This is a genomic window from Pseudomonas sp. BJP69 (assembly GCF_007633355.1).
GTDB classification, from domain to species: domain Bacteria; phylum Pseudomonadota; class Gammaproteobacteria; order Pseudomonadales; family Pseudomonadaceae; genus Aquipseudomonas; species Aquipseudomonas juntendi.
Map to the genome: position 1 here is coordinate 3,846,225 of NZ_CP041933.1, position 13,798 is coordinate 3,860,022.

Here is a 13,798-nt window from a genome sequence, read left to right on the forward strand (position 1 = left end):
GAACGACCATGCTGCGCATCCTGCTGATCGACGACACCCAGAGCAAACTAGGCCGCCTCAAGGCCGCTTTGACCGAGGCCGGCTTCGACGTCACCGAAGCCCCAGGCCTGACCATCGACCTGCCCGCCTGCGTCGAAACGGTGCGCCCGGACGTGGTGCTGATCGATACCGATTCACCGGACCGCGATGTGATGGAGCATGTGGTGCTGGTCAGCCGTGACCAACCCCGACCGATCGTGCTGTTCACTGACGAACACGACCCCGGGGTGATGCGCCAGGCGATCCAGGCAGGGGTCAGTGCCTATATCGTGGAAGGTATCCATGCGGCGCGGTTGCAGCCGATTCTGGACGTGGCCATGGCTCGCTTCGAAAGCGACCAGGCCCTGCGCGCCCAGTTGCTGGCACGCGACCAGCAACTGGCTGAACGCAAGCGTATCGAGCAAGCCAAGGGCCTGCTGATGAAAATGAAAGACTGCAACGAAGAACAGGCCTACACCCTGATGCGCCGCCAGGCCATGAGCCGCCAACAGAAGCTGATCCAGGTGGCCGAGCAGATCATCGCCATGCACGAGATGCTCGGCTGAGGGGGCAGGTGCACTGCCTGGCCACCCTGCCCAGGCACAGTTGGCCCATCTCTTGCTGAACAAAACGCACCGGTAACCAACGGCGGTTGCCCCACTTAAATTCCGACAAAGACGTCGCTCACCCCTCCACAGCCGTGGAGCGGGTGGCGGCGTCTTTTTCGTTCCGTTGCATGACCGAGTGAGGTGTTCGATGAGTACCAGCTTCTGGAAATCCGGGCATGTGCCCACGCTGTTCGCCGCGTTCCTGTACTTCGACCTCAGCTTCATGGTCTGGTACCTGCTGGGCCCGCTGGCGGTGCAGATTGCCGCCGACCTGCAATTGAGCGCACAACAGCGGGGCTTGATGGTGGCGGTGCCGATCCTGGCCGGGGCCATCCTGCGCTTTGCCATGGGCGTGCTGGTGGACCGCCTGTCGCCCAAGACCGCCGGCCTGATCGGCCAAGTAGTGGTCATCGTCGCGCTGGCCGCTGCCTGGCGCCTGGGCGTGCACAGCTATGAACAGGCACTGCTGCTGGGCGTGTTCCTCGGTTTTGCCGGCGCCTCGTTCGCCGTGTCGCTGCCACTGGCTTCGCAGTGGTACCCGCCACAGCATCAAGGCAAGGCCATGGGCATCGCCGGGGCTGGCAACTCGGGCACGGTGTTCGCGGCCCTGCTCGCCCCGGCACTGGCAGCCGGCTTTGGCTGGAACAATGTCTTCGGCTTTGCACTGCTGCCACTGTCGCTGGCGCTGGTGGTCTTCGCCTTGCTGGCACGTAACGCCCCACAACGGCCCAAGCCCAAAGCCATGGCCGACTACCTCAAGGCACTGGGCGACCGCGACAGCTGGTGGTTCATGTTCTTCTACAGCGTCACGTTCGGTGGTTTCATCGGCCTGGCCAGCGCCCTGCCCGGCTACTTCAGCGATCAGTACGGCCTGAGCCCGGTCACCGCCGGCTACTACACGGCGGCCTGCGTGTTCGCCGGCAGCCTGATGCGCCCGCTCGGTGGCGCCCTGGCCGACCGCTTTGGCGGCATCCGCACGCTGCTGGGCATGTACAGCGTAGCGGCCGTCTGCATTGCTGCCGTCGGCTTCAACCTGCCCTCCGCGGCCGCCGCCCTGGCCCTGTTCGTCAGCGCCATGCTCGGCCTGGGTGCCGGCAATGGCGCAGTGTTCCAACTGGTGCCGCAACGCTTCCGCCAGGAAATCGGCGTGATGACCGGCCTGATCGGCATGGCCGGTGGTATGGGTGGCTTCCTGCTGGCGGCGGGGCTGGGCACCATCAAGCAGCACACTGGCGACTACCAACTGGGGTTGTGGCTGTTCGCAAGCCTGGGCCTGCTGGCCTGGTTCGGCCTGCACGGCGTGAAACAACGCTGGCGCACCACCTGGGGCTCGGCGGCCGTGACCGCTGCGCGGGTCTGAGGCACACCCATGAGCCTGCAACTGAGCTTTGCCCAGGCCAGCGCCACTGGGCCGCGCGCGGAAAACCAGGATGCCTTGCGCCTGGTTACCCCGGCGCCCGAACTGGCCGCCAGCAAAGGCTACCTGTTCGCCCTGGCCGACGGGGTCAGCCAATGTGCCGACGGCGGCCTTGCCGCGCGGGCCAGCCTGCAGGCGCTGGCCCTGGACTACTACGCCACGCCGGCCACCTGGGGCGTGGCCCAGGCCCTCGACCGCCTGCTGCTGGCACAGAACCGCTGGCTGCGCGCCCAAGGGAATGGCCAGCCGTTGCTGACCACCCTCAGCGCACTGGTGCTGCGCGGGCGGCGCTTCACCCTGGCCCACGTAGGCGACTGCCGGGTGTATCGCTGGCACGCCGGCCAGCTGCAGTGCCTGAGCGAAGACCATGTCTGGGACCAGCCCGGCATGCAGCATGTACTCAAACGCGCGCTGGGCCTGGACCAGCATCTGCTGGTGGATTACCTGGAAGGCGAATTGCAGCCGGGTGAATGTTATCTGCTGGTCAGCGACGGTGTGTGGGCCAGCCTGGGCGACCAGCACATCCAGGCGGTGCTGCGCGAGCAACCCGACCTGCAGCTGGCCGTGGACACGTTGGTTGCCAGCGCCCACCTCAACGGTAGCCAGGATAACGCCAGCGCCATGCTGGTGCAGGTCGAACAACCGGGCACGGCGAACCTTGGCGACACCTTGGCCCAACTGCAGCACTGGCCCGTGCCCGAGCCGTTACGGGCAGGCCAGTCGATCGATGGCTGGCAGGTCGAACAACTGCGCGCACACAGCCGTCAATCGTTGTTGTACCGGGTGCGCGATGGCCAAGGCCAGGCGTGGCTGCTCAAGACCTTGCCGCCCGAGCGGCGGCAGGAGCCTGGTGCGGCGCAGGGCCTGCTGCTCGAAGAATGGTTCATGCGCAGGGTCGCCGGCCGGCACTTTCCCGAGCTGCACGCCTGCAGCCAGCGCCAGCAGTTGTACTACGTGATGCGCGAATACCCGGGCCAGAGCCTGGCCGCACTGCTGGCCGAAAATGGCCCACTGCCGTTGGCCCAGTGGCTGGAGCTTGCCCGGCAGTTGCTACAGGCGGTAGGGGTGCTGCACCGGCGCAACCTGCTGCACCGCGACATCAAGCCCGACAACCTGCACCTGGGCGGCGATGGCCAGTTGCGCCTGCTGGACTTCGGCCTGGCGTACTGCCCCGGGCTCTGCGAAGACCCGCAACATGCCTTGCCCGGCACCCCGTCCTACATCGCCCCGGAAGCCTTCGACGGCCAGCCGCCCAGCCCCCGCCAGGACCTGTACGCCGCAGGCGTGACGCTGTATCACCTGCTGACCGGGCACTACCCGTATGGGGAAGTGGAAGCCTTTCAGCGGCCGCGCTTCGGCCAACCGGTCAACCCGGCGCGCTACCGGCCCGACCTGCCGGAGTGGCTGCAGCACAACCTGCAGCAGGCCGTGGCCGCCGACCCGGCGCAGCGCTTCGAAACCGCCGAACAGTGGTTACTGCTGCTCGAACGGGGCGACCGCCAGGAATTGCCCGGCCGCCCGCGGCCATTGCTGGAGCGCGAGCCATTGAAAGTCTGGCGCACCCTGGCCGTGCTGTCGTTACTGATCAACCTGATATTGCTGCTCACCCTGCTCAAGGGCTGAATGCACCTTGCCAATGAGGAAACACGAATGAATGCAAAAGTGTGGCTGGTTGGCGCCGGCCCGGGTGACCCGGAACTGCTCACCCTCAAGGCTGTACGCGCCTTGCAGGAAGCGGCAGTGGTGATGATCGACGACCTGGTCAACCCGGCAGTGCTGGAGCATTGCCCGCAGGCGCGGGTTATTGCAGTGGGCAAGCGTGGCGGCTGCCGCTCGACGCCGCAGGCGTTCATCCAGCGCCTGATGTTGCGCCACGCCCGCCAAGGGCGCTGTGTGGTGCGGCTCAAGGGTGGCGACCCGTGCATTTTCGGCCGCGGCGGCGAGGAGGCCCTGTGGCTGCAGGGGCATGGTATCGAGGTGGAAATTGTCAATGGCATCACCGCAGGCCTGGCAGGCGCCACGCAGTGCGGTATTTCCCTGACCTCGCGGGGCGTCAGCCGCGGGGTAACGCTGGTGACGGCGCATACCCAGGATGACAGCGCACTGAACTGGGCAGCATTGGCCCAGGCTGGCACCACGTTGGTGGTGTACATGGGCGTGGCCCGGCTGGAGCAGGTCCGCCAAGGGTTGCTGGACGGGGGGATGGCACCCGGCATGCCGGTGGCCATGATCGAGAATGCCTCGCTGCCCGAGCAACGCGAGTGCAGGAGCGATGTGCAGGGGATGGTCGAGGATGCGCGTGGGTTCGCCTTGCGTAGCCCGGCGATCCTGGTGATTGGCGAGGTGGTTGGGGCGCAGGTGGCTCAGCAGTGGGTGGCCGCTACCGGCTGACAGCCACGGCCCGCCGGCCGGTAAAACCCAGCCAAAGAAAAACCCGGCCGAGGCCGGGTTTTTCGTGAAGCTTCAAACCAATTACTTGGCCTGGGCTTCTACCTGAGCTTCAACGCGACGGTTGATAGCACGGCCTTCTTCGGTGGCGTTGTCAGCAACCGGACGGGTTTCGCCGTAGCCAACCGAGTCAACACGGCTGGATTCTACGCCGTACTGCTGGGTCAGGACTTGCTTGACAGCGTTGGCACGACGCTCGGACAGCTTCTGGTTGTAAGCGTCTGGACCCACGGAGTCAGTGTGACCTTCAACCACGGTGGTGGTTTGTGGGTACTGCTTCATGAAGTCAGCCAGGTTCTTGATGTCGCCGTAGCTGTTTGGCTTGACGACCGACTTGTCGAAGTCGAACTTCACGTCCAGCTCAACACGAACGACTTCGGCAACAGCCGGGCAGCCGTCGGCGTCAACGGTAACGTTGGCCGGGGTGTCTGGGCACTTGTCGACGTTGTCGCACACGCCGTCGTTGTCGGAGTCGGAGCAAACTTCAGCAACAGGTGCTGGAGCAGGGGCTGCGGTTTGCTTCGGGCTACCGCCGAAGTTCAGACCAACACCAACGCTTGGGGCCCACTCGGTGTCGCCCTGGTCGATGTTGTACTGGGCTTCAACGCCAGCACGGGCGTAGAACATGTCGGTGATGTACCACTTGGCACCGGCGCCAACGTTGGCGAAGGTGGAGTGGTCACGACCGCCACGGCCGGTCTGGCCCAGCGACTGGTGCGAGAAACCAGCGGAAACGTACGGACGGATAGCGTCGTACGGGTTGTTGAAGTGGTAAACGGCGTCCAGGGCGGTGTTCGAGCCCTTGATGTTCTTGCCGTCATCGCCACGAGCGTTGTGCACTTCGTCGTAGCCCAGACGCAGTTCAACGTCGTCGGTCAGGAAGTAACCGATCGAACCGCCGAACAGGTTGCCGTCGTTCTTGAAGTCGCGCTGGCTGTCGAAGAATTCTTTCTTGTAGAAGATTTCAGTCTCGACGGCGCCTTGACCTTGTGCCATAGCGCCAATCGAGGTGGCGGCTACGAGCGAACCAATGGCCAAGCCCAAGGTGTTTTTCAATTTCATCCGTTAAATCCCCATCTGGTGATAGTTAAGCAGTCCCACCATAAACAAGGGGGACAACTCGACGGCAAGTCTAGCAGAACTCGCCGATTCGTTAGAGATATTTGCAGACGACTAAGTTTCATCGAGGCCCGCAAATTTCTCACGAAGCTTGTCTAGCGCACGCTTGTATCGCATCTTCGTCGCGCTCAGGCCCATGTGCATGATGTCGGCGATCTCCTGGAACTCCAGCTCTGCGACAAAACGCAGCACCAGGATCTCGCGGTCGATCGGGTTCACATGCACCAGCCACTTGTCCAGCCCGCCTTTTTCTTCCGGCTTCGGTGCCTTGTCCTCGGACGCCTCTTCAACAGGGTCCAGGCTCAGGGCATCCATCAACCGGCGTTTGCGGCGCTCCTTGCGGTACTGGGTAATGCACTCGTTGTAGGTGATGCTGTAGAGCCAGGTCTTGAACTTGGATTTACCCTCGAAGTTCTTCAGGCCGTACAGCACCTTCAGCATCACTTCCTGACAGACATCGTCCGCGTCACGGTCGTTCCCTAAATAACGTGCACAAACGTTGAACAGGGTCCGCTGGTAGCGCCGCATGAGCTCCTCATAGGCGCGGGTGACGTGGTACAGCTCCTCATGCGAACGCGCCACCAACTCTTCGTCGGTGAGCTCGCGAGGGTCATAACGCATGGGCGGCGTAGGAACTTTATTCAAAACGGATCTGGCCGACAGTCAGGTCAATGTCGCCGCGCGACCCCGTGGGTCGAATTTCGCGGCGGCATACATTAACAGCTTTCACGCGGTTAGCGGCTATTGACTCGCTGTTCCAGCAGCTCGCGGTTGGACAACGACACCAGCTCCCCCCCATCGGTCAGCAGGGTGGTTTTCACCGTGCCGATTTCCTCGATGAGCCCTTCGACCTCTCCAATCCGCACCTGCTGGCCTACCTGGTACAACTCGCGAACATAAATGCCGGCCAGAATCTGCCCGGCAATTTCGCGGCTGCCCAGGCCCATGGCCAGGGCAACCGCCAGACCAACGGTAATCAGGCCGATGACGATCACATGGTTGAGCAGGTCGGTTTTCACCTCCAGCTGGCTGATGGCCACCGAAATGCTGATGATGATGACCAGCCCTTGCGCGATGCGCCCCAGGCCAGCCGAATACTCCAGGCCAATGCCTTCTGCAGCACCGCGCACCAGGCCATTGGCCACCTGTGCCAGCAGCACGCCGGCCAGCAACACCAGGGCCCCGCCGAACACCTTCGGCAAGTACAGGGCAAGCATGTCGAGGGTCGCCGAAACCCGCTCCAGGCCCAGCGATTCAGCGGCGGAAACCAGGAAGATGAGCAGAACGAACCAGTAGACGATCTTGCCGATGAGGGTGGAAATGGGCACTTGTATGCCGACCCGGCCCAGCATTTTGGTCAGGCCGGTACCGGCCATGAGGCGGTCCAGGCCGAATTTGGCCAGCAGTTTGGAGAGCAGTGTATCGAGCAGCTTGGCTACCACGAAACCGAGCAGCACCACGACCAGTGCGCCGAACAGGTTAGGGATGAAGTTCGCCACTTTGGTCCAAAGGGCGGTCATCGCGGTGACCAGGCTCTGGGTCCAGAGATCGAGTTCCATATTCAATCGGCCTTATCTGCTTTGCTGCCAGTGGCAGCGTTGCGGGAAGTGTGTCGACGCACCGGCGCGACATGCGCCGAGCCATTGTTCACGGCGATCAGCAGCGCCTGGCTCCAGCGGCCAAGCAAGCTGAACAGATCACCCGCACCGACCTGGCGGTTGGCGGTTTTCAGCACGCGGCCCAAGCAGGCAGCGTCATCCCGGTCGTCCCGGTCGTTGCCGGAGGGTGACGCCTTGAGCAGGTCGCGCAGGGATTCTTCAAACGGATCGTGCATGTGCACCTCGCGCAGTGTCACCTAGAGACGAGATGGCCCGGCGATGGGTCACACATCCGATTGGCACGAATGTTTCGAATGGTGTGATGTTCGCCTGCAGCCCACCCACGCGTCATACCCACCGCAACCGGCGGAACAACCACCACTGCCCCACCGCCAGCCCCAGCACCACAATGCAGGCGAACAGGAAGCCGTAGGGGTTTTGCGCCCCCGGAATGCCACCGACGTTGATGCCCAGCAACCCGGTGATGAAGCTCATCGGCAGAAAGATGCAGGTGATGATGCCAAAGCGGTACATGGTGCGGTTCATCCGCTCGCTACGGCGACGGTCTTCGCTCTCCAGCACCAGCGCGGCGCGCTCGCGGGTCAGCTCCAGCTCCTCCAGATAGCGGATCAGGCTGTTGTTCAGCTCGTTCCAGTAATCGGCATCGGCATAGGCGAACCAGCTCCACTTGCTGCGTGATAACTGGGCATAGATTTCCCGTTGCGGGGCCAGGAATCGGCGCAACCCGGCGGCCCGCCGACGGATCTGCTGCAGGCTGCCTTGTTCGGGGGTATACCGTTCGTCGGATTCAACCTTTTCTTCTTCCAGGTCGACCAGCTCGGCGAGGTCACTGACCAGGCCCTGCACCTTTTCGGTCAGCAGTTCCCCCATCAGCAGCAGCAGCTCGGATGCGGATGTGGGCCCCCTGCCCTGTTCCAGTAGCTGGAGCACCTCGTCGCTGGCGCGCAGGGGCCGCAAGCGCAGCGAGATGACCCGCTGCGCCTCGGCGAAAATGCGCACCGAGACCATGTCTTCCGGCTCGGCACCCGGGTTCAGGTTGACCCCACGCAAGAACAGCAGCAGCTGTTCATCGGCCATGGGCAGCAAGCGCGGGCGGGTGTTTTCCTCCAGCAGCAGCTCGCAGGCGAACTCGCTGAGGCCGCTTTCATTCAGCAGCCAGGTACGGGTTTGCGGATGGCTGCGGTCCCAGTGCAGCCACAGGCTCTGCTGGGGCTGCAATTGCAGGTCAGCCAGTTCGGTACGGGCAATCGAGCGCGCGCCGCCTTTGCCATCGAGCACCAGGGCATGCACCAGCCCCCACTGCGCGTTGTCTTCCTCGAACATCAAAGCTCCATCAGCGCGTGCGGCGCATCACTCCGGCATTTTCAGCGGGCTTGGCGACACCAGCACGCCATTGTTGTCGGCGTACACATACTCGCCCGGGCGGAACGTCACGCCGGCGAAGGTCACTGCCACGTTGAGGTCGCCGATGCCGCGCTTGTCGGTCTTCATTGGGTGGCTGGCCAGCGCCTGCACGCCGACGTCGGTCTGGATCAATACATCGACGTCGCGTACGCAGCCGTAGATCAACAAGCCTTCCCAGCCGTTCCTGGCAGCCTTTTCGGCAAGCATATCCCCCAGCAATGCGCGACGTAGCGAGCCACCGCCATCGACTACCAGCACCTTGCCTTTGCCGTCGAGTTCGACCTGCTCCTTGACCAGCGAGTTGTCCTCGAAGCACTTGATGGTGACGATCTGGCCGCCAAACGAATCACGGCCACCGAAGTTGCTGAACATCGGTTCCAGCACCTGAACCAGGTCCGGGTAGGCGTCACACAGGTCGGGCGTTACGTAATGCTGCATGGGAAGCTCCTGTCAGTCACAACGAAAGCGGGTATCGGCCAAGGCTACACCGTAGAGCCCATTGCAGTCATCCGGGACTAGGTAGTCATGTGTGGTTTGCCTGTGCCGGCCCTATCGCCGGCAAGCCGGCTCCCACAGGATTGTCACAGGTTCGCAGGCTTGTGCAGTACCTGTAGGAGCGGGCGCGCCCGCGAAGAGGCCAGCACAGGCGACGCAAACTCAGCTGACCGGCACAGGCTCTGCAACCACTGTAGACGCATGCACCGGCAACAGCGGGTTACGCAGCCAGCGCTCTACCAGCGGCCACACCTGCACCTGCGCAGCCTTGCTCACCAGCATGTCGACATGCCCGAAGGCTTCAAAACCTTCTTCACGCCCCAGCCGCAGGAACTGCTTGCGCTCGCCCCCCACCTGCTCGAACAGCTTGCGGCAGGCCCACACCGGGTCCTGGAAGTCACCGGCGCCGGCCACTGCCAACAGCGGCACATCGACCTCAGCCAGCCCTGCCCACCAATCCTGCTTCTTGTCGCCAAAACGCCCGAACAAGCCATGCCAGCGCAGGCTTTCCAGGGCCAGCCCCAGGGGTTCGTCCTCTGGCCCACGCTTGAAGCGCGGCCCGGAAATCTGCCCCCAGCGCTTGAGCAGCCACTTCGCGCCCCAGGCCACTGGCGGGACTTTCAACGGCCAGTACACACGGCTGACCTGTGTGCCGAACAGGGCCACGCTCGCGACCTGGTCGGCGGTCAGAAAACCGCCACCCAAGGCTGCCACCAAGGTTGTTCCACCCAGTGAGTGGCCCACCCAGTGCGGCGCCTGGCCGGCTTTTTCGCGCACGAAGGCGTTGATGGTTGGCAGGTCGTCCCGGGCATAGCCGGCTACGCTATTGTGGCGCCAGGCTGTATTGCGTGGCGACAGGCCGTGGCCACGCATTTCCGGGATCCATACGTCGAAACCGGCCCGAGCCAGATAGGCCCCCAGGCCGATGCCCTTGGGCGAATACCAGAAACGCCGGTTGGAAAAACTGCCATGCAGCAGAATCACCGGCACGCCCTGGGCGTGCTCCTGGTCGGCCAGCCCCAGGCGGGTAACGGCCAATTCCACACTGGGATCAGGGCTGTTGCCGGCCTTGATCCGGTACACGTCTTCACTGAGGTCGCCGCGGCGCTCGGCACTGAGCAAGGCCACGGGAAATAAACGGCTACTGCTTTGCATAAGGTTGCTTGGTGCACAAAAAAGGGCGGGATCCATTGCTGGAACTCGCCCTGGAAAAAACCAGGCGGGGGCACGCCAGACGCCCCCCGCGTTTTATTGCGTCAGGCTGCGCCCTGGCCTTCGGCGAGGAAGAACCAGGTTTCGAGTACCGAGTCGGGGTTCAGCGACACGCTTTCGATGCCCTGCTCCATCAGCCACTTGGCCAGGTCCGGGTGGTCCGAAGGGCCCTGGCCGCAGATGCCGATGTACTTGCCAGCCTTGTTGCACGCGGCAATGGCGTTGGCCAGCAGCTTCTTCACGGCCGGGTTACGCTCGTCGAACAGGTGGGCGATGATGCCCGAGTCACGGTCCAGGCCCAGGGTAAGCTGGGTCAGGTCGTTGGAGCCGATCGAGAAGCCGTCGAAGTACTCCAGGAATTCCTCGGCGAGAATGGCGTTGGACGGCAGCTCGCACATCATGATCACGCGCAGGCCGTTGTCGCCACGGGCCAGGCCGTTCTCGGCCAGCAGGTCGACGACCTGGCTGGCCTCGCCCAGGGTACGCACGAAGGGCACCATGATTTCAACGTTGGTGAGGCCCATCTCGTTGCGCACGCGCTTGAGCGCGCGGCACTCGAGTTCGAAGCAGTCACGGAACGACTCGCTGATGTAGCGCGAGGCACCGCGGAAGCCCAGCATCGGGTTCTCTTCTTCCGGCTCGTACAGCTTGCCGCCGATCAGGTTGGCGTACTCGTTGGACTTGAAGTCCGACAGGCGCACGATGACCTTTTTCGGGTAGAAGGCCGCGGCCAGGGTGCTGATGCCCTCGACCAGTTTCTCGACGTAGAAGCCGACCGGGTCGTTGTAGCCGGCAATGCGCTTGTCGACACTGTCCTTGAGGTCGGCAGGCAGGCCTGCGTAGTTCAGCAGTGCCTTGGGGTGCACGCCGATCATGCGGTTGATGATGAATTCCAGGCGCGCCAGGCCCACGCCTGCGTTGGGCAACTGGGCAAAATCGAAGGCCCGGTCCGGGTTGCCGACGTTCATCATGATCTTGAACGGCAGCTCGGGCATGGCATCGACCGAGTTCTGCTTGACGTCGAAGCCCAGTTCACCCTCGAAGATGAAGCCGGTGTCGCCTTCGGCGCAGGAAACCGTGACGCCCTGGCCGTCTTTGAGCACCTGGGTGGCGTTGCCGCAACCGACCACGGCCGGAATACCCAGCTCACGGGCAATGATCGCCGCGTGGCAGGTACGCCCACCGCGGTTGGTGACAATGGCGCTGGCGCGCTTCATTACCGGTTCCCAGTCCGGGTCGGTCATGTCGGAAACCAGCACGTCGCCTGGCTGCACCTTGTCCATTTCCGATACATCGTGGATCACGCGGACCTTGCCGGCGCCGATGCGCTGGCCGATGGCACGGCCTTCGACCAGTACCGTGCCCTTTTCCTTCAGCAGGTAGCGCTCCATGACATTGGCGCTGGAGCGGCTTTTCACGGTTTCAGGGCGGGCCTGGACAATGTACAGCTTGCCGTCGTCACCGTCCTTGGCCCATTCGATGTCCATCGGGCGCTGGTAGTGCTGCTCGATGATCATCGCCTGCTTGGCCAGTTCGCTGACCTCGGCGTCGCTCAGGCAGAAGCGCGCACGTTCGGCGCGGTCGACTTCCACGGTTTTCACCGAACGGCCGGCCTTGGCTTCGTCGCCATAGACCATCTTGATCGCCTTGCTGCCCAGGTTGCGGCGCAGGATAGCCGGGCGGCCAGCCTGCAGGGTGTTCTTGTGCACGTAGAATTCGTCAGGGTTGACCGCACCCTGTACCACGGTTTCACCCAGGCCATAGGCGCCGGTGATGAACACCACGTCGCGGAAGCCCGATTCGGTATCGAGGGTGAACATGACACCGGCGGTGCCGGTTTCGGAACGAACCATGCGCTGCACACCGGCAGACAGGGCGACCAGTTTGTGATCGAAGCCCTGGTGCACGCGGTAGGCAATGGCACGGTCGTTGAACAGCGAAGCGAACACTTCCTTGGCCGCGCGGATCACGTTGTCCACGCCGCGGATGTTGAGGAACGTTTCCTGCTGGCCGGCGAACGAGGCGTCCGGCAAGTCTTCAGCAGTGGCAGAGGAGCGCACGGCAACGGCCATGTTGTCGTTGCCAGCGGCCATTTCGGCAAACGCCGTACGGATTTCCGAATCCAGACGCGCCGGGAAGTCGGCTTCCATGACCCACTGGCGGATTTGCGCGCCGGTCTTGGTCAGGGCGTTGATGTCATCCACGTCGAGGGCGTCGAGCGCCGCATGGATTCGGTCGTTGAGGCCACTCTGCTCGAGAAAATCGCGGTACGCCTGCGCCGTAGTGGCAAAGCCGCCCGGCACCGATACACCAGCACCGGCAAGGTTGCTGATCATCTCGCCCAGGGATGCGTTCTTGCCCCCCACATGCTCCACATCATGGACGCCGAGCTTATCGAGGGAAACTACGTACTCTACCAAGGTGATCTCTCCACTAACTGTGTTGGAAAAGCTCAAAGGGCGCCCGCCTGTCCGCTATGACTTGGCCGGGCGTTTGTGGCCTGTACCTGGAAAATAGGCTTTGCAAATGTGGCAGAATGTCGACAGCCGCATTCGGCAAACCGAACTTATCATATCCAAGAATCTTCATCAGCTTAAGGCCCAGGTCGCAAATGAAACGAACCGCGTTCTTCATCTCCGATGGCACCGGTATCACAGCCGAAACCTTGGGCCAGAGTCTGCTCGCGCAATTCGAGAGCATCCCGTTCAACAAATTCACCCGGCCGTACATCGATTCGCCCGAGAAGGCGCGGACCATGGTCCAGCAGATCAATGCCGCGGCCGAGCGTGACGGGGTGCGCCCGATCATCTTCGACACCATCGTCAACCAGGACATACGTGAGATCCTGGCCACGTCGAATGGCTTCATGATCGACATCTTTTCGTCGTTTTTATCCCCACTGGAGCAGGAATTGACCGCCCATTCGTCGTATTCAGTGGGTAAGTCCCATTCGATCGGCGGCAATTCCAACTACATGGAACGCATCGAGGCGGTGAACTTCGCCCTGGACAACGACGACGGCGCGCGCACGCACTACTACGACAAGGCCGACCTGATCCTGGTGGGTGTGTCGCGCTGCGGCAAGACCCCAACCTGCCTGTACATGGCCATGCAGTTTGGCATCCGCGCCGCCAACTACCCCCTGACCGAAGACGACATGGAACGCCTGCAGTTGCCGGCAGTGCTGAAAAAGCACCACAACAAGCTGTTCGGCCTGACCATCGACCCTGACCGCCTCACGGCCATCCGCCACGAGCGCAAGCCCAACAGTCGTTACTCAAGCTTTGCCCAGTGCGAGTTCGAGGTGCGCGAGGTGGAGAGTTTGTTCCGCCGGGAGAACATTCCCAACATCAATTCCACGCATTTTTCGGTGGAAGAGATCTCGGCGAAGATCCTGGTGGAGAAAGGCGTGGAGCGGCGGTTCAAGTAGGAAAGCTTCAAGCTTCAAGCTTCAAGCT

At 62.9% G+C, this 13,798-nt stretch carries 13 protein-coding genes; 5 read left to right on the top strand and 8 right to left on the bottom strand.

Translation table 11 applies throughout. The features are described from left to right. The first annotated feature begins 8 nt into the window (after window positions 1-8). From FPB55_RS17930 to cobA, 4 genes are all read left to right on the top strand, one after another. Window positions 9-584: an ANTAR domain-containing protein gene (locus tag FPB55_RS17930; RefSeq protein WP_009684013.1), complete on the top strand. Its 576-nt coding sequence runs from the start codon at window positions 9-11 to the stop codon at window positions 582-584. A 190-nt stretch (window positions 585-774) separates the two neighbouring features. After that, window positions 775-1,986 (top strand): nitrate/nitrite transporter, encoded by a 1,212-nt coding sequence (locus tag FPB55_RS17935; protein WP_029887899.1) that lies wholly within the window; start codon window positions 775-777, stop codon window positions 1,984-1,986. Window positions 1,987-1,995: 9 nt separating this feature from the next. After that, window positions 1,996-3,666, top strand: a complete 1,671-nt coding sequence (locus FPB55_RS17940; RefSeq protein WP_144188948.1) for a bifunctional protein-serine/threonine kinase/phosphatase — start codon at window positions 1,996-1,998, stop codon at window positions 3,664-3,666. A 27-nt stretch (window positions 3,667-3,693) separates the two neighbouring features. Continuing rightward, complete coding sequence (gene cobA, locus FPB55_RS17945; protein WP_029887897.1) at window positions 3,694-4,434, top strand: uroporphyrinogen-III C-methyltransferase; 741 nt, start codon at window positions 3,694-3,696, stop codon at window positions 4,432-4,434. 81 nt (window positions 4,435-4,515) lie between these two features. Here the strand turns inward: cobA and FPB55_RS17950 are convergent, their stop codons facing one another. The 8 genes from FPB55_RS17950 to ppsA all read right to left on the bottom strand — a co-directional run bounded on the left by FPB55_RS17950 (window position 4,516) and on the right by ppsA (window position 12,760). Then, complete coding sequence (locus FPB55_RS17950; protein WP_009684019.1) at window positions 4,516-5,553, bottom strand: OmpA family protein; 1,038 nt, start codon at window positions 5,551-5,553, stop codon at window positions 4,516-4,518. Window positions 5,554-5,664: 111 nt separating this feature from the next. After that, window positions 5,665-6,231, bottom strand: a complete 567-nt coding sequence (gene sigX / locus FPB55_RS17955; protein WP_003248665.1) for an RNA polymerase sigma factor SigX — start codon at window positions 6,229-6,231, stop codon at window positions 5,665-5,667. A gap of 113 nt (window positions 6,232-6,344) precedes the next feature. After that, window positions 6,345-7,169 (bottom strand): mechanosensitive ion channel domain-containing protein, encoded by an 825-nt coding sequence (locus FPB55_RS17960; RefSeq protein ID WP_009684020.1) that lies wholly within the window; start codon window positions 7,167-7,169, stop codon window positions 6,345-6,347. Window positions 7,170-7,171: 2 nt separating this feature from the next. Further along, window positions 7,172-7,444, bottom strand: a complete 273-nt coding sequence (locus tag FPB55_RS17965; protein ID WP_009684021.1) for a hypothetical protein — start codon at window positions 7,442-7,444, stop codon at window positions 7,172-7,174. Between the two features lie 112 nt (window positions 7,445-7,556). Beyond that, window positions 7,557-8,552: a zinc transporter ZntB gene (locus tag FPB55_RS17970; RefSeq protein WP_054905094.1), complete on the bottom strand. Its 996-nt coding sequence runs from the start codon at window positions 8,550-8,552 to the stop codon at window positions 7,557-7,559. A 27-nt stretch (window positions 8,553-8,579) separates the two neighbouring features. Next, entirely contained in the window at window positions 8,580-9,071 is a 492-nt protein-coding gene (gene rraA / locus FPB55_RS17975; RefSeq protein WP_009684023.1) for a ribonuclease E activity regulator RraA, read from the bottom strand. 219 nt (window positions 9,072-9,290) lie between these two features. Further along, a complete protein-coding gene (locus FPB55_RS17985; protein ID WP_238706600.1) occupies window positions 9,291-10,283 on the bottom strand; it encodes an alpha/beta fold hydrolase in 993 nt (330 codons plus the stop codon). A 101-nt stretch (window positions 10,284-10,384) separates the two neighbouring features. Further along, complete coding sequence (gene ppsA, locus FPB55_RS17990) at window positions 10,385-12,760, bottom strand: phosphoenolpyruvate synthase (RefSeq protein ID WP_029887870.1); 2,376 nt, start codon at window positions 12,758-12,760, stop codon at window positions 10,385-10,387. A gap of 191 nt (window positions 12,761-12,951) precedes the next feature. Between ppsA and FPB55_RS17995 the strand changes: the two genes are divergently transcribed. Further along, window positions 12,952-13,770 (top strand): pyruvate, water dikinase regulatory protein, encoded by an 819-nt coding sequence (locus tag FPB55_RS17995; protein WP_009684026.1) that lies wholly within the window; start codon window positions 12,952-12,954, stop codon window positions 13,768-13,770. Window positions 13,771-13,798 lie beyond the last annotated feature (28 nt).